The sequence below is a fragment of the Streptococcus massiliensis DSM 18628 genome (genome assembly GCF_000380065.1).
GTDB classification, from domain to species: domain Bacteria; phylum Bacillota; class Bacilli; order Lactobacillales; family Streptococcaceae; genus Streptococcus; species Streptococcus massiliensis.
The window spans coordinates 1-15,685 of the sequence record NZ_KB904403.1 but is presented as its reverse complement, the minus strand read 5'-3'; the positions used below and the strand labels follow the sequence as shown (position 1 = coordinate 15,685).

The 15,685-nt window shown below is 42.6% G+C and carries 14 protein-coding genes; 2 read left to right on the top strand and 12 right to left on the bottom strand.

What is annotated here, in order from left to right; all coding sequences use genetic code 11:
* Nucleotides 1-270: ISL3 family transposase (locus A3I3_RS0107245; protein WP_018372058.1), on the top strand; the 270-nt coding region annotated here is incomplete at its 5' end.
* A gap of 48 nt (nucleotides 271-318) precedes the next feature.
* Here A3I3_RS0107245 and tig read toward each other — a convergent pair.
* The 11 genes from tig to A3I3_RS0107190 form a co-directional block, all read right to left on the bottom strand.
* Entirely contained in the window at nucleotides 319-1,602 is a 1,284-nt protein-coding gene (gene tig, locus A3I3_RS0107240) for a trigger factor (protein WP_018372057.1), read from the bottom strand.
* 138 nt (nucleotides 1,603-1,740) lie between these two features.
* The gene (locus A3I3_RS0107235; RefSeq protein WP_018372056.1) at nucleotides 1,741-2,304 is read right to left on the bottom strand and encodes a TIGR01440 family protein; all 564 of its coding nucleotides are present in this window, start codon (nucleotides 2,302-2,304) and stop codon (nucleotides 1,741-1,743) included.
* An 8-nt stretch (nucleotides 2,305-2,312) separates the two neighbouring features.
* Nucleotides 2,313-2,777 carry an ECF transporter S component gene (locus tag A3I3_RS0107230; protein ID WP_018372055.1) on the bottom strand — a complete coding sequence of 155 codons (465 nt, stop codon included), beginning with the start codon at nucleotides 2,775-2,777 and terminating at the stop codon, nucleotides 2,313-2,315.
* Nucleotides 2,767-3,528, bottom strand: coding sequence for a bifunctional hydroxymethylpyrimidine kinase/phosphomethylpyrimidine kinase (locus A3I3_RS0107225; RefSeq protein ID WP_018372054.1), 762 nt, complete (start codon nucleotides 3,526-3,528; stop codon nucleotides 2,767-2,769). Before A3I3_RS0107225 ends, A3I3_RS0107230 begins: the two co-directional genes overlap by 11 nt.
* Nucleotides 3,518-4,267: a tRNA pseudouridine(38-40) synthase TruA gene (gene truA / locus A3I3_RS0107220; protein WP_018372053.1), complete on the bottom strand. Its 750-nt coding sequence runs from the start codon at nucleotides 4,265-4,267 to the stop codon at nucleotides 3,518-3,520. Before truA ends, A3I3_RS0107225 begins: the two co-directional genes overlap by 11 nt.
* 101 nt (nucleotides 4,268-4,368) lie before the next feature.
* Nucleotides 4,369-5,610 carry an MFS transporter gene (locus tag A3I3_RS0107215; protein WP_018372052.1) on the bottom strand — a complete coding sequence of 414 codons (1,242 nt, stop codon included), beginning with the start codon at nucleotides 5,608-5,610 and terminating at the stop codon, nucleotides 4,369-4,371.
* 97 nt (nucleotides 5,611-5,707) lie between these two features.
* Complete coding sequence (locus tag A3I3_RS0107210) at nucleotides 5,708-6,577, bottom strand: helix-turn-helix domain-containing protein (protein ID WP_018372051.1); 870 nt, start codon at nucleotides 6,575-6,577, stop codon at nucleotides 5,708-5,710.
* Nucleotides 6,578-6,748: 171 nt separating this feature from the next.
* Nucleotides 6,749-7,762, bottom strand: coding sequence for a UDP-glucose 4-epimerase GalE (gene galE / locus A3I3_RS0107205; RefSeq protein WP_018372050.1), 1,014 nt, complete (start codon nucleotides 7,760-7,762; stop codon nucleotides 6,749-6,751).
* A gap of 271 nt (nucleotides 7,763-8,033) precedes the next feature.
* A complete protein-coding gene (locus A3I3_RS0107200) occupies nucleotides 8,034-9,956 on the bottom strand; it encodes a fructose-bisphosphatase class III (RefSeq protein WP_018372049.1) in 1,923 nt (640 codons plus the stop codon).
* Nucleotides 9,957-9,986: 30 nt separating this feature from the next.
* On the bottom strand, nucleotides 9,987-10,799 hold the full coding sequence (locus tag A3I3_RS0107195; protein WP_018372048.1) for a pyruvate, water dikinase regulatory protein: 813 nt from the start codon (nucleotides 10,797-10,799) through the stop codon (nucleotides 9,987-9,989).
* 10 nt (nucleotides 10,800-10,809) lie between these two features.
* Nucleotides 10,810-11,439, bottom strand: coding sequence for a CBS domain-containing protein (locus A3I3_RS0107190; protein ID WP_018372047.1), 630 nt, complete (start codon nucleotides 11,437-11,439; stop codon nucleotides 10,810-10,812).
* Between the two features lie 203 nt (nucleotides 11,440-11,642).
* Between A3I3_RS0107190 and ppdK the strand changes: the two genes are divergently transcribed.
* The gene (gene ppdK / locus A3I3_RS0107185) at nucleotides 11,643-14,258 is read left to right on the top strand and encodes a pyruvate, phosphate dikinase (protein WP_018372046.1); all 2,616 of its coding nucleotides are present in this window, start codon (nucleotides 11,643-11,645) and stop codon (nucleotides 14,256-14,258) included.
* A 316-nt stretch (nucleotides 14,259-14,574) separates the two neighbouring features.
* Here the strand turns inward: ppdK and A3I3_RS10225 are convergent, their stop codons facing one another.
* Entirely contained in the window at nucleotides 14,575-15,651 is a 1,077-nt protein-coding gene (locus A3I3_RS10225) for a Cna B-type domain-containing protein (RefSeq protein WP_478078762.1), read from the bottom strand.
* Nucleotides 15,652-15,685: the final 34 nt, after the last annotated feature.

Below are 15,685 nucleotides of genomic sequence, written 5' to 3'. Positions count from 1 at the left end.
CATTTCTTTGGACTCATTGGAGAAACAATTTCTTGTATAAATCCTATCTTTCAGACTGTTTTTAAAACCTTTCTCAAGGACAAAGATAAAATTATCAACGCACTGGAACTGCCCTACTCAAACGCAAAACTAGAAGCTACTAACAACCTCATCAAAGTCATCAAGCGAAACGCTTTCGGCTTTCGGAACTTTGACAANTTTAAAACTAGAATCCTCATCGCTTTAAATATCAAAAAGGAGAGGACTGATTTAGTCCTCTCCAGATTATAACTTCTCATCAACCCACTACAGTTGACAAAGAGCCGACTTTTTAAGAATTTATTTAACTTTTGCCGTACTTGTGATGAGTTCAACAGCTTTCTTGATAACAATGTCGTGTTCTAACATGTCAGCTGAAAGAAGTTTGCGGACTTGCTCCACTTCCATGTTGTAAGTTGAAGCCAAGTCTTCGATTTCCTTATTGATTTCTTCTTCGCTAGTTTCAAATTTTTCAGCTTTAGCAACTGCTTCGATAACAAGGTTTGTCTTCGTACGAGTTTCAGCGTCAGCAGCGTACTGTGCGTGCAAGTCCTCTTCTGTTGTACCAGTGATTTGATAGTACATTTCAGGAGAGATACCTTGACGTTGCATGTTACCAAGGAACTCATTGATTGAACGATGCACTTCTTCGTGAACCATTTCTTCTGGCAATTCAACGATTTCTGCATTTTCTACTGCCAAGTCAATGGCTGCATTTTCTACTGCTTCCTTGTAAGCTGCTTCTTTTTGCTCTGCTAATTCTTTGCTGTATTTTTCTTTCAATTCAGCCAAAGTTTCAACTTCTTCGTCGATGTCTTTTGCAAGTTCATCATCAAGAGCTGGAACCTCTTTTTCTTTTACTTCGTGAATGGTGGTCACAAATTTGGCTTCTTTACCAGCAAGGTCTGCTGCTTGGTAGTCTTCTGGGAAAGTAACAACGACATCAACTGTTTCACCAGCTGAGTGTCCCACGAGTTGGTCTTCAAAGCCTGGGATAAATTGACCGCTGCCAAGTTCAAGTGAGAAGTTGTCACCTTTTCCGCCATCAAACTCAACACCATCAACTGAACCAACAAAGTCAATCACAACTGTGTCACCTTGCTCAGCCTTGTCTTCTTTCAGAACCAATTCTGCCAAGTTGTTGCGTTCACGCTCAATACGAGCATCTACGTCTGCTTCGCTTACTTCTTTGTCAACATCTACTGATACTTCAAGATCTTTATAAGCACCAAGTTTTACTTCTGGTTTTGTGACAACTGTTGCAGTGATTGTCCAATCTTGACCTTTTCCCATAGAAGCTACGTCAAATGTTGGTTGAGCTACAACTTCAAGACCCGCTTCTTTAACTGCTGCTTCATAAGCATCTGGAAGCAAAGCGTTCAAGGTATCTTGGTAAAGTGCTTCTTCTCCAAATCTTTGGTTAAAGACAGCACGTGGCAAATGACCTTTACGGAAGCCAGGAACATTGATAGATTTTTTCACTTTATTAAACGCACGATCCAATTCTGGTTTAATTTGCTCTTGGCTGATTGTGAAACTCAACACACCACGGTTGGTTTCTTTATTTTCAAATGATACAGACATTCTGTAAGATCTCCTTAAAATTTATTGAATACGTTTCATTATAGCATGAAATCAAGGTTTTTACAAACCTTTTATCGCAAAGGTGACAGAAAAGGCTTTTTATAACAAAATGCACTAGTTTTCCTAATGCACTTTACTTTATTGCTTCCGAATGTTGTCTCTTGGATAGAGAGCTCGGCTACCACCGATTAATTTAGGACGACTGGCAAGTGCTGTCACATGGGCACCACCCAACTCACGAATATTTGGGCGCACAGGCACTTGAACGTGTTTGATGTGCATACCAATCGCTGTATCGCCGATATCAAGCCCTGCATGTGCTTTGATAAACTCAACTTCGACTGGATCTTTCATATACTCAAAAGCTGCTAATTGGCCACTGCCACCAGCATGAAGGCTAGGTAGGACACTGACAATCTCAAGATCAGCTTTTTCAGCCAATTCTCGCTCTACTGCAAGAGCACGATTGAGGTGCTCACAGCCTTGGACAGCCAGATAAATCCCGCGCTCGTCTAACAAATCCAATATTGTTTTGACAATAACTTGACCGATTTCAAGATTAGAATTTTTCCCGATCTGACCACCTGCAACCTCACTGGAAGATAGCCCAAGAACAAAGATCTGACCTGATTTCAGATTGGCTTTTTCTAGAACATCTAGCAAGAGCCGTTCCGTATCCTTTTTTAATGCTTGTAAATCCATTTTTCACCTCAAAGATTTAATCCTTTTATCACACGCGCTAGTACATAGCCTAATACCATACCCACTACATTTTGTAAAAAATTTGGAAAAATTTCTGGCAGGGCTGCGCCCCAGCCATTCATCCAGCCACCAGCCAAAGCATAGCCACCTACCATGGCAATGGTTGCTAAAATGGCACCTAAAATCGTTAATTCCCCTTTAAAACCAGCAAAATATCCTTGCAAACCGTGATTGAGCAAACTAAAGATCATCCACTGCGGGTAGCCCGATAAAAGGTCAATCAAAAAACCAGCAAGTCCACCAACGATGGCTCCTTCTCTACTACCAAAATAAAATGCAGTGAAGAAGACACCGACGTCTAGCAGGGTTAAAATCCCTGTTGGCGTTGGAATTTTCATAAAATAGCCCAAGACGACTGTTAGCGCTGTAAGAATAGACAAAAGGCTTATTTTTTTCAGTTTACTAGCTTTCATATTGTTGTACCCCATACTCATCCGAACGTTGAATCGCCTGATAGACAAAGTCTTTTGCCTGTGCAACCGCCTCACACACTTGCTCACCTTTGACTAAATGGCTTGCAATACTTGAAGCAAAGGTACAGCCTGCACCAATATTATTATATTCAAGAACGGGATTTTCTAAGACTTGATAAGCCACTCCGTCATAAAAGACGTCGATGGCTTTCTCCTTACTCAGACGATTTCCGCCTTTGATGACGACATTTTTGGCTCCTAATTCATAAAGTTTTTGAGCTGCTATTTTCATATCGTCTACCGTTTTTATTGATTGCCCAGTCAAGAACTCTGCTTCAGCAAGATTTGGCGTGATAATGGTCGCATAAGGAAAGAACTTGATCAACTCTGTACGCAGGGCACTCACCTCAACATCATGGCTTTCCTTACAAACCAAAACAGGATCCAAAACCAAAGGAAGCCCTGCGTGTTGCTTGATAAAATCTAGCGCCAACTCTGCAATTTCGATATTGGGCAAAAGACCGATTTTAATAGCTGAAAACGGCACAGCACTTAAACTTCCTAGCTGTTGAGCAAAGGTCTTTGCTGCGGTTGGGATAACTTCAAAGCCATTGTCAGTCAGAGCTGTCAGACAGGTCACAGCAACAAAACCGTGTTGTCCGTTTGTGATGTAGGTAGCTAAGTCCGCATAGAGCCCACCGCCACTAAAAATATCGTTGCCCGAAAGAGCTAAAATCAGCTTACTCTTCATAATCAATCTCCTTTAAATAAAGTCCATTCGGTGCTGCGGTTGGCCCAGCCAGATTGCGGTCTTTCTCCTCAAGAATCCGTGTAATTTGTTCGACAGGCATGCGGTTATTACCGATTTTCAGGAGTGTTCCGACCATATTGCGCACCTGCTTATACAAAAAACCATTCCCCTTAAAAGTGAAAACCAGAAACTGCCTTTTCTCGTCATAATCCACACGCGCCACTTCAATCGTCCGCACTTTGTTCTCTACACTTGTCCCCGAAGCGGTAAAGCCTGTAAAATCATGTGTCCCTACTAGCTGTTTGATCGCTTTTTCAATGCGCTCAAACTCGATCGGATAAGGAAAATGCGAAGCGTAGTGGCGCATCAAAGGATTTTTAGGACGACCAATATCTACTAAAAATTCATAGGTTTTTTTATGCTTAAGATAGCGACAATGGTAGCCATCAGCCACTTGCTCAATCTGAATCACATCAATATCATCAGGCGTTTGAGTGTCTAAGGCAAAGCGGAGTTTCTCCTCATCACGCGCCTGAGGAAGATCAAAATGAATGACCTGACCAAGAGCATGTACACCGCTGTCGGTCCGTCCCGCGCCATGTACTGTTACAGAATGACCGCTATTGATTCGCGTCAAAGTTTTCTCCAACTCTCCCTGCACACTCCGTGCATGAGGCTGCCGCTGAAAGCCGGCAAAATTGTATCCGTCATAGGAAATAATTGCTTTATATCGTGTCATAATCTTATTTTAGCACGGCGAGAATAGAGGGGCAAGAAAAAGAATAGAAAAGTGTAGGGGGACAGATAGAGCGATATAAAAAAGTTGGTTTAACCAACTTTTTATTTCTCGAATAGTAGGACTCTTTTTCCTAGCGACAAAAACATCGTTATCAATGCAATCATGAAAAAGATTAACCATGTAGCAAACATATTCCAGCTAGCTACTAGACTGAAAAAGGCTGTCCCGACAGGAAGAGACAAAGTGAAAAGCAAGAACAGAAAATTACTGGTCTGTACCAATACATGGGAAGGAAGGTTGGTCAAGAGCATCGAATTGATTTTAGGATTGACCTTGCCTGTGAGGTAGGCAGCAAAAGAGAGGAGAAAAAGCCCGAACAAGGGAGGCAAATGCAGCAGATTAAAGAGGCCAACTAGACTAAAAATCAGGGCGTCCATTCTTACCAGACTGCTCAAAGATTTTTTAGAAAAATAATCATGCGGCGTCAAACTGCCCAGTAAAATACCGCCCACCAAAATCACCTCAACTAAGAGCAGGGACTGGCTGTAGGTCAAACCAAGCAAGTGTTGGTCAATCAAGAAAATATTGTAAATCGCTGTAATCGAGCCGCCGAGAGCATTCAAAAAGAGAATAGCCAGTAGGAGCTGAATAAAATTGGTGGTTCCCGACTGGTGAAAAATTAACTTGATATTGTCAAACATGAGACCAAACCGAGCTCGTAAGGTTTGCTTTTCCTCCTTATGAACAACTTTCTCATAGGTCAGGTCTTTTTTAATAAAGAGCAAGACAAGCGAAGAAAGCAGGAAAGACAAGGCATTGAGCAGAGCTACCATAGCGAAATTGTTGTCCGAAATGGTGAGTAACCAGACTCCTAGAGCCTGCCCAGCGAGGTTACAGATATAAGCCACGAACTGGGTAAAAGAATAGGCTTCAATCAAATCTTCCTGAGCAATATTTTTTTGAATAATTGGTAAACGAAGTCCATTAGCGAAATCCGACAAGACATCGCTCATGATATTTAGTAAACAAACCGTAGAAAATACCAGTAAGTTTGCTTCATTGATAAAGAGTGCTATGGCCGCAAACAGTAAGGCTTGGATAAAGCCTGTGGCAATCAGCCACTGGCTCTTCTGCTCGGTTTTGTCCGCTCGCACGCCGACCCATACTGTAAATACGGTCGGAAGTACCATAGTGATATTGGCAATGCCAATCAGTAATTTTGACTGGAACATATTGGCAGCGTAAATAACAAAAATCATATTGTAGAGCGATGAGCCCATGGAATTTAACAAACGCGATAAGGTTAAAAAAGCATATAATCTATTTCTAAGTGCTAGTTTCATTTTTGCCTCCTTTATATTATTAAAAATATTATAAAGGACATTTTCGCCTAGACAGTTTTTGTTGAATATATTCAATAAAACCTCTTATTGGCATCTGTCAATAAGAGGTTTCATTTGTGATACGATTCATAGCATCTCTGTAATAACTCGCAGCTTGCCTGCAATCCAATGTTTCCAAAATGGAAACTGCTTTTTCCATTTGTTTTAAACCTTTTTCTTTTTGGTTCTGCCTGTAAGCAAGATAACCTTTGGCCCACATGTAAATAATCCGATAATAGGTCTCGTTTTCTTGGTAAAAATTGTCTTGAATTTGTTTATCAAAATAAGTAGCATTGACAAAATCTTTTTCTTCTATGCAAAGCAAAAAACCATTTAGGAACATTGTTTTAACGGCAGTTTTGTTTTCAGTCAGGACATTTAAGTCATCTGTCTTCTGTAACATTTCCCGTGTATATCTAGTGAAAAGTTCGGGTGATAAAAGCGTGGAACAAACAGAAAAAAGCGTCAGTTCATGCCTTCCCCATATTTCCGTTTCAAAGAGGTAATTATAAAGAAATGTTTCCTCTTCCGCAGTTAGATTTGTCTCCAGCCCGAGACCTTTCAAATGTGCTTTAATGGTCAGGGCATTGACCATATGAAAACTCTTGTGCTGCCTATGGAATTCTGCTAATTCTAAAGAGTATAATTTCTGCAAGCCTTCATAATCTTGTTTTACTTCTAAATCGTGGATTTTTTCCTGTAATTTTTCAGTTTTACTTCTGTTAAAACCTCTGACGAGATAAAGATATTCGCTTACCTCTGTGTGGGTATTTCCCAAAGCGACAAAAAGTTTTTGAGCAGAAAGTTCGCTCTTGCCACTTTCAAACTTGGAAAGCATGGACGGAGAAAATTCATCACCAACGGCTTCCGCGAGCGAGATATGTCGCGCTTCTCTTAATTTTTTAAATACGGGTCCTAAATGTTTCATTCCTTCCATCTCCATCTTAAACTTTTTTTATTTTAACACAATTCTTTTAGAAAATCTGAATCGTTGAGAATATATTACGTCTTTCAGGATAACGACTTAGTTTCTTCCGTGCGAACTTGTTTACAAAAAACTATCCAGATTTCTCTAGATAGTTTCTTTTGCTTTTATCAATTAGTCTTCATACCCATTTGGATTTTGGCTCTGCCATTTCCAAGAGTCACGCACCATGTCGTTGACTGTCTTTTCAGCCACCCAGCCCAAAACTTCCTTGGCTTTGGCTGGAGCAGCATAGCAAGTAGCAATGTCACCCGCGCGACGCGGTTTAATCACGTAAGGAATTTTCAGACCATTTTCTGCCTCAAAAGCCTTGACCAAGTCAAGAACGCTATAGCCCTGACCTGTACCAAGATTGTAAACCTTGGCACCCTTGGTTTCCAGATTATCCTTGACTGCAAGGACGTGCCCCTTAGCCAAGTCCACCACATGGATATAGTCACGCACACCTGTTCCGTCGTGAGTATCGTAGTCATCACCAAAAATGCTGAGCTCCTTGAGCTTGCCGACTGCCACTTGGGTGATGTAAGGCATGAGATTATTGGGAATGCCATTTGGCGCTTCGCCAATCAAGCCGCTAGCATGGGCACCGATTGGGTTGAAGTAGCGCAGATTGGTCACAGACCACTCGTCGTCGGCAAAAGCCACATCATTCAAGATTTGTTCCATCATGACCTTGGTGTAACCGTAAGGGTTGGTTGCTGACGTTGGCAAGTCCTCTGTCAAAGGCGAAATATTGTTCATGCCATAAACGGTAGCGCTGGAGCTAAAGACAATATTTTTGACTTGATGAGCGGTCATCACTTCAAGGAGGGCAATGGTTCCTGTGATATTATTGTGGTAATATTTCAAAGGTTTTTCAACGGATTCACCGACCGCCTTAAAGGCAGCAAAGTGAATGACACAATCAATGGTATTTTCTTCAAAGACCTTGCTCATAAAGTCCTTGTCCAAGATAGACCCTTCATAAAAAGGAACATCGACCCCTGTGATTGTTTTAAGGCGTTCTAATACTTTTGGCGAACTATTAGAAAAATTATCAACAATCACAACTTCATAGCCCGCTGCTAAAAGTTCAACGACTGTGTGGCTACCGATATAACCCGCTCCACCTGTTACTAAAATTGACATAAAATTCCTCACTTTTTAGGTGCTCCTTGCTCATCAAATCAGAGCAGCCCCTTTGTACTTGGCTCGTAATTGCAAAACATGAAATTTACCCTATCAAAGCTACTTTTTATAACACTTCAGATAGACAAAAAAGATAATGCTTTATTTTGCAATCTTTAAACCTATTTTTCTATTATAGCACAAAGTAGGTGAACACGGTAGGAAAAAAGCGAAAGCGCTTAGCATTTAAAATGTTGTACAAATAAACTGAAAAGCCCTTCAGGGCTTTTTATCAATGGTCGTAAAATTCGTGAAGGAGACTGAATAGCTCTTGCTGCTGCCGCTGCAAAATCTCTCCGATACTGGTTGACTTAATCAAAGTACGTTCACCAACATTTTCTACAACCTTCTTCAAGGAAGTTAGATTTTCTGCATGTTCCAGCAGGGCATCGACACTTTCAAAAGGCTGGTGGGTGACAATTTGAAAGCCGTAGGAATTGTTGAGTAGAGAATAGCCTGCAATGCCCGTCTTTTTATGATAAGCCTGGCAGAGCCCGCCGTCAATGACAAAAAGCATGCCTTCACCGCGAATGGGTGACTCGCCTTTCAAAGTCTTGACTGGTGTATGCCCATTGACAATCCTGGACTGGGGCGAATACAAATCAAATTCTTCCAAAATCAACTGGCAAATTTTCTTGGAATTTCGATAGGAAAAATAGGAATTTTCCTCTTCTTTATGGGTTTCCTTGTCAGCGATAAAATAGCGTTCAAAGGTCGTCATCTTTTCCTTGCCAAACAAGGGGGACAGCTTGCCATTCCAACAATACCAAATCAAATCGGTCGAAAAATCGTCGCAAATTTCAGGATTTTGGGCGCTTTTCCGGATGTGGTATTCAAAAAAGTCAAAGAGTTCCTTGCCCGAATAGCGGACTTGATTGACCTGAAAAGGCTGAAAATCACCAGACGCTTCCAAGGGAATGCAGCCGTGAAAGAGCAGGTGATTGTTGTAAATTTTGTACATGGAGCCTTTATTCATCAAGAAAGCTATGTGCTGGCGCAATTTGACAGAGTGCTGAAAGGAGTCCAGCAGGCTCTCGACAACCTTTTCTTCTTCGGCTGTCAGTTGGTCGGGCTGATTGCTATCTATCGTCTGAAAGCAGGTATTGACCAGCGGATGCGTTTTCCCGTCTACTTCTACCGTCATGTCGTCAAAATCAACCTTGTCCAAGGTGATATTCTTATCCATGGCAAATTCTGGTCGCCGCTTGATTAGCTGACTTTCTAGCTTAAATTGGATGATTGCCAGGGCTTGGTGGATTTTTTCTAATTGCAGGCTTTCCTTATCAGACAGACTACCGTCGTTCTTGCCCAAAATCGGTCGAAACTTGGGATTGCCCCGATAATGCTCCTCAGCAAAAATGGACAGAGGCCGCAAATTGAGCCCATAAGCCCGCTCGATGTCATAGAGATAATTGTACCTAGCGGCAATCCGCAACAGAATGAGCAAGCATTCCTTGGAGCCGAAAAAAGCTCCGAGCCAGATGATGTCGTGATTGCCCCACTGAATATCTACCGAATGATAGGCCATGAGCTCGTCCATAATCTTGTCAGCCGCAGCTCCCCTATCGAAAATATCACCCACCAAGTGCAGGTGGTCAATGATGAGCTGGCGAATAGCCTGCGACAAGCCGATGATAAAGGCTGGCGCTTCATGCAAATCAATCAGATAACCCAAAATCGTCCCAAAATAGAGTTTATTGTCCGCCAGAGTCGTATCGGTGTAGAGCAGCTCCTCAATGATATAGCTATACTGAGGCGGCAGCGCCTTTCTGACTTTGGAGCGCGTGTATTTGGCAGAGACAAAAGCCAGCAAGCGCAAGAGCCGATGAATGGTTTCCTCATACCAAGCCTTATCCTTTTTTGGGCAAAAGCCACTCTTTTCCAAGAGAATTTTAGGATAAGAGACTAAGAGGCTCAATTTATTTTTTTCTTCTAGCGGCAAATCCTGACCGAAGCAATCGTTGATTTTCTCAGTCAGATTACCCGCGCAAGTCCGCAAAATATAGTCAAAAGCCTCAAACTCGCCGTGGACATCGCTCAGATAAAGCTCCGTTCCCTTGGGTAAATGCAAAATAGCTTCGAGATTGATGAGCTCTGTAATCACCTTTTGCTTAGTATCAAATTCTTTCAGTAAAATCCGTTGGTATTGCTCCATAACAGCACTTCCTTACACATCAAAACGCTTTTAGTTCAGACCTTTCAAATGCTCCTCAATCAAATAGGCAGTTTCTTCAATCGATTTGTCCGTCATATTGATGACATGAGCCTGATATTTCTTAAAGACTGCTTCCGAGTATTCGATTTCTTCATAAATCTTGTTGACATCTGTATAGCTGCTCGAATGTGACAAGCCGAGAGAATCCAAGCGATTATTTCTGACCTTGGCTAGCTTATCTGGCTCACAAATCAAGCCAATCAGTCTTTTACGGTCAACCTTGTCCAAAATCTGTGGCAAAGGAATCTCCGGAATTAAAGGAAGATTAGACACCTTGTAGCCTTTGTTGGCTAGATAAATGCTGAGCGGCGTTTTTGATGTCCGTGATACGCCGAGAAGCACGATGTCCGAGTCCAAAAAGCCCTGCGGATTTTTCCCGTCGTCATACTTGACCGCAAATTCGATAGCTGAGATTTTATTAAAATATTCGGTGTCTAGGCGGTGAATGACACCGGGAACCTCAATCGGTCGCTCGCCCGTCTTTTGCTCGATGATTTCAAAGAAGGGATGTAGCAAGTCCAGATAAGCCAGACCATTTGCTTGGCTAAATTCCCGCGCCAACCTTGCCAAACCATCATCAACCAAGGTCGTAATCACCACAGCGTTGTCTTTCAAGGCGTCCTGCAAAATTTCCAGTAACTCTTCTTTTTTAGTCACAAAAGGAAAACGATGACGATTATCAAAGATTAAATCAGGATACTGAGCTGTCACCGCCGCCAATAGCTTACGCGATGTTCCCCCTAGAGAGTCAGAAATGGTGTAAATAATAATTTCTTTCTTCATGAAAAGTCTCCTATCTGCTTACTTCTGCTTTTCTTGCTTCGCGAATAATAAAATCAAGAAGGCTGGACTTGGTGATATTTCCAATCACTGCCTTGTCATCGTCCTCATCCACCACAGGTAAAGAATCGATTTCCAAATCCTGTAAAATCACGGCTGCCTCAAGAATATTCATGTCCTTGTGGCAGGTCTTGATATGAGGCTGCCGTGTCATACAGACAGCTATGGGCGTCGTGTTGATATTGGTGTTGAGAGCCGCTCGCAGCAAATCCTTGCGCGAAATAACCCCGAGCAGCTCCTTCTCCTCTCCAACAACGTAAAGAACGTCCGCGTCATACATAAATAAATCAATAATGGCGTCTTGGATAAAGGTACTTTGCGGCAAGAGCAGAGGCGAGGTCATCACCGCTTCAACCTTGGTCTGAAAGGTATCATAAAAGAAAAGTGTCTCCAAATCCGAGCCCGAATAAGTGTATCCAACCTTGGGCGTCGCCTTTAAAATTCCCACCAAGGTGAGAAAAGACAGGTCTGCTCGCAAGGTCGAGCGGGAAATATCCAGCAGTTCGGAAATCTTTTCCCCACTCAGAGGCTCCCTTTTTTTGACAATGTCTACAATTTGTTTTTGCCTATCTGTTAATTTCAATCCTTGCTCCCTCTAAATGATATAAAAGTGTCTTATTTATTTTTTATTTCATAAAATGTTCATCATTATGGCTTATATTATAGCAAATATCTTTGATAAGTCAATCAAAAATTGAATTTTTTTCTCTTGACAAATATATGTGATGTATATTACAATGTGTATATCAATAAATATGACACATATTTAAAAATTGGAGGCAACATATGTCTAAATTGATTTATTCCTTTGAAGAAGGACGAAGTAGCGACAAGGGTTTGCTGGGGGGCAAGGGTGCCAATCTGGCTGAAATGACCAACATTGGACTGCCAGTTCCAGCGGGCTTTACCATTACCACGCAAGCTTGTATCCAATATTTGGAGGATACAAATTTCTTCAATCATCATTTAAAATCGGACGTTTTGAAAGCGATTACCGATTTGGAAAAGAAAACTCAAAAGTCATTCGACAGTGAGGAAGGCGAGCTACTGCTGGTTTCCGTTCGCAGCGGCGCTAAATTTTCTATGCCTGGCATGATGGACACCATTCTCAACCTGGGCCTCAATGACCAGCGTGTCAAAAAACTTGCCGCTTTGACCAACCTCCACTTTGCCTACGACTGCTACCGCCGCTTGCTGCAAATGTTTGCGGATGTGGTCTACGGCCTATCCAAAGAACGATTTGATGTTTTATTGGAAAAGGCAGAACAGGAATTGCAGAAAAAAGTGCAGGATTTTTCAAAAGAGGAACACCAAGCACTGATTGAGCAATATAAAAAAATGTATCAAAGTTGCCACCAGCATTTTCCACAAGAGCCAAAAGAGCAGCTCTTTGCGGCTATTAAAGCGGTTTTTGCTTCTTGGAACAATCCACGCGCCAAGGTTTATCGGAATTTAAACGACATTCCCCATGACCTCGGTACTGCTGTCAACGTACAAATGATGGTCTTTGGAAATAGCGATGAACACAGCGGCACGGGCGTTGTCTTTACCAGAAATCCCGCAACAGGCGAACATCAGTTGTTCGGGGAATTTCTGCTCAACGCACAGGGCGAAGATGTGGTCGCAGGAATCCGGACGCCAGAGCCTATCCAGTCACTGGCTCACACGCTGCCAGATGCCTTTCGTGATTTCCAAGAATATGCTAAGATTTTGGAAAGTCACTACAAGGATATGCAGGATATTGAGTTTACGATTGAGCGTGGAAAATTGTTTATTTTGCAAACGCGCAATGGTAAGCGGACGGCTAAGGCGAGCTTGAAAGTCGCTCTTGATATGGTGGATGAGGGCGTGATTAACAAGAAAGAAGCCATTTTGCGTATCAGTCCTAAACTTATTGACCAGCTCATTCATCCTATTTTTGATGAGGAAGCGCTTCAAAAAGCACCACTTCTGGCAACTGGTCTACCAGCTAGCCCAGGCGCCGCTTCAGGTGAAATCGTCTTTACCGCCGAGCAGGCAAAGCGCCAACATGAGCTAGGCAAAAAGGTTATTTTGGTGCGGCAAGAGACATCGCCTGAAGATATTGAAGGAATGGTCGTTAGCCAAGCCATTGTCACCAGCCACGGTGGGATGACCTCACACGCTGCGGTTGTGGCGCGCGGTATGGGCACTTGCTGTGTCGCAGGCTGTGGCGATTTGGCGATTAGCGAAGAGCAAAAAACGGTTCAATGCGGCAAACGCCTTCTCCATGAGGGAGATGTGATTTCAGTGGACGGTAGCACGGGCAATCTCTATCTGGGACAAATCCCGACGGTTGTCGTCGAAAATGACCACAATCTCCAACGCCTCCTTTCATGGGCGGATGATTTTGCTCACTTGCAAGTTCGTGCCAATGCTGAAACCATTCAAGATTTGGAAACGGCGATTAAATTCTCTGCCAAGGGGATTGGTCTGGCTCGGACGGAGCATATGTTTTTCGGTCAGGAGCGGATTTTGGAAATGCGGCGCTTGATTTTGGCTGAAAAGGAAGAAGATAGCCAAGCTGCTCTCAGAAAACTCTTGACTTTCCAAGAGGAAGATTTTTACCAGATGTTTAAGACAGTCGGTGATAGACCGCTAGTAGTGCGGCTTTTGGACCCGCCAATGCACGAATTCCTGCCGCAAGACAAGGCTGAAATCGAACAACTAGCTCAAAAACTCAACAAATCTCCTCATCTGATTGAGCAACGGGTTGCCCAACTTCTCGAAACCAATCCCATGCTAGGGCACCGCGGTTGTCGTCTGGGCATTACCCAGCCTGATATTTACAAGATGCAAGTGGAAGCTATCCTGACTAGCGTCATTCGTCTGGCAAAAGAAGGTCTTCAGGTCAAGCCTGAAATCATGATTCCTTTGATTGCTGAAAAGAGTGAGCTGGATTACCTCAAGGACATTCTGACCAGCTATATTCAAGAAATTTTTGAAAAGCAGGAAATGGCGCCTTTCCCTTATGAAATCGGTACGATGATTGAGCTACCACGCGCCTGCCTCATTGCTGACCAACTGGCGGCAGAGGCTGACTTCTTTAGCTTTGGCACCAATGACCTGACTCAGATGACCTACGGCTTCTCTCGCGACGACATCGGCAAATTCATCAACCACTACAAGGACAAAGAGATTATGCCTTACGACCCTTTCCAAACCTTGGACCAATACGGCGTGGGCGAACTCATGCGTCTAGCTGTTAGCAAGGCACGGCAAGTCAAGCCAAATCTTGCTATCGGTGTCTGTGGTGAGGTCGGTGGTGACCCTGCTTCTATTCCATTTTTGCAAAAAATCGGCGTGGACTATGTTTCCTGCTCGCCTTATCGGGTACCCGCTGCGCGCTTAGCTGTGGCACAGGCAGAACTTAACAGCCACTAATTCTCTCGGCATTTTATACTCCTTTCCCCAGCTCAAACTAGTGGTGGATACGACTACTAGTTGAGTTGGGGTTTTATCATTTAAGCATAGAAACTTACTAAAATATAAGAATATTTTGGGTTTGCAAACTGTCCCTATTTGATAATAAACGACAAAAAATCTTTCTATGAAATATTCATCCAAGTAAAAACTGACTCCTGTAAATTTCAAGAATCAGTTTTCTATCCTTTTATAACACAAAAGAGAGCGCAACGCGCTCTCTTTGTCGTAAACATACATATAAGAATTACTTCATCGTGGTTATTCCTAATGTTTATCAATGTTTACGACGAGAATACGTTCCACCTAAGCCAACGAGCAAGAGTGCCCCAAGGCCTCCTAACCAGCTCATCACTTCACCGGTTTTTGGTAAAATCTTCTTAGGTTGGTTCGGCGTAGAAGGTGGAGTTGGTTCGGTTGGCTTATGACTGTTGATAATCGTAAAGCCTTTCAGACTTGTCTCATAGCCCTCAACCTTATCTTCCTTCACGCTGTACTCAATCTTCTTCCCGTCCTTGTAGACCGGAAGGTCGCTAAAGCGATAAGTCCAGTTCGTTTCTGCACTAGCAGTCGCTACCTGTCCAGTATCTTCCCCATTGGCAAGAAGATGAACAATGATCTTATCTGGGCGAATACCATCTTGGTTATTGGCGTCATCCCAAACCTTCTCACCAGAAATCATCGTCTTTTCTGGAGTGTAGGTATTTGTGATTGTGTATTGACCATTTGTACTTGGCGTAATCGTAGTTTCGTAATGCTCTACCCGTTTTTCACTCACTTCATAGATAATTTCCTTACCATTTTCATATTTTGGTAAATCTTTAGAAGTGAACTTCCAATTACCATTTGCATCTGGAGTAACTGTGATGGAGTCAACAAGATCCTTACTATCTTTCTTACGAATTTCAATGGTAATCTCTTTCGGACGTTTGCCGTCTTGGTTGTTGGCATCATCCCAAACCTTCTCACCTGAAATCTTAATCATCTCTGGCGTGTGGGTATTGGTAATCTCGTGACCATCAACCTTTGTATCATAACCTTCAACCTTATCTTCCTCAACGGAGTAAGTGATTTCTTTTCCTGCTTCGTATTTTGGTAAGTTAGTGAAAGTATACTTCCAACTATCTGCTTCGGTGACAACCTTAGTCGCAACTTTTGTTTTGACACCATCAACTGTCTTCATAAGGTGAACAGTGATTTCTTTCGGACGTTTNCCGTCTTGATTATCATTATCATCCCACTTCTTGGTCACTTCATAATCCACCACTTTTGGTGTGTAGGAGTTGGTGATATTGAGTCCATCAGTCGTTCCCTTATACTCACTGACAGTTTCTTCTACAACAGTGTACTTGATTTCCTTACCATTCTTATATTTTGGTTTATTGGTA

Bases quoted from the DNA above. Each gene is read 5' to 3' on its own strand.
- tig (WP_018372057.1), bottom strand. From the start codon at position 1,602: ATGTCTGTATCATTTGAAAATAAAGAAACCAACCGTGGTGTGTTGAGT.
- A3I3_RS0107235 (WP_018372056.1), bottom strand. From the start codon at position 2,304: ATGGATTTACAAGCATTAAAAAAGGATACGGAACGGCTCTTGCTAGAT.
- A3I3_RS0107230 (WP_018372055.1), bottom strand. From the start codon at position 2,777: ATGAAAGCTAGTAAACTGAAAAAAATAAGCCTTTTGTCTATTCTTACA.
- A3I3_RS0107225 (WP_018372054.1), bottom strand. From the start codon at position 3,528: ATGAAGAGTAAGCTGATTTTAGCTCTTTCGGGCAACGATATTTTTAGT.
- truA (WP_018372053.1), bottom strand. From the start codon at position 4,267: ATGACACGATATAAAGCAATTATTTCCTATGACGGATACAATTTTGCC.
- A3I3_RS0107215 (WP_018372052.1), bottom strand. From the start codon at position 5,610: ATGAAACTAGCACTTAGAAATAGATTATATGCTTTTTTAACCTTATCG.
- A3I3_RS0107210 (WP_018372051.1), bottom strand. From the start codon at position 6,577: ATGAAACATTTAGGACCCGTATTTAAAAAATTAAGAGAAGCGCGACAT.
- galE (WP_018372050.1), bottom strand. From the start codon at position 7,762: ATGTCAATTTTAGTAACAGGTGGAGCGGGTTATATCGGTAGCCACACA.
- A3I3_RS0107200 (WP_018372049.1), bottom strand. From the start codon at position 9,956: ATGGAGCAATACCAACGGATTTTACTGAAAGAATTTGATACTAAGCAA.
- A3I3_RS0107195 (WP_018372048.1), bottom strand. From the start codon at position 10,799: ATGAAGAAAGAAATTATTATTTACACCATTTCTGACTCTCTAGGGGGA.
- ppdK (WP_018372046.1), top strand. From the start codon at position 11,643: ATGTCTAAATTGATTTATTCCTTTGAAGAAGGACGAAGTAGCGACAAG.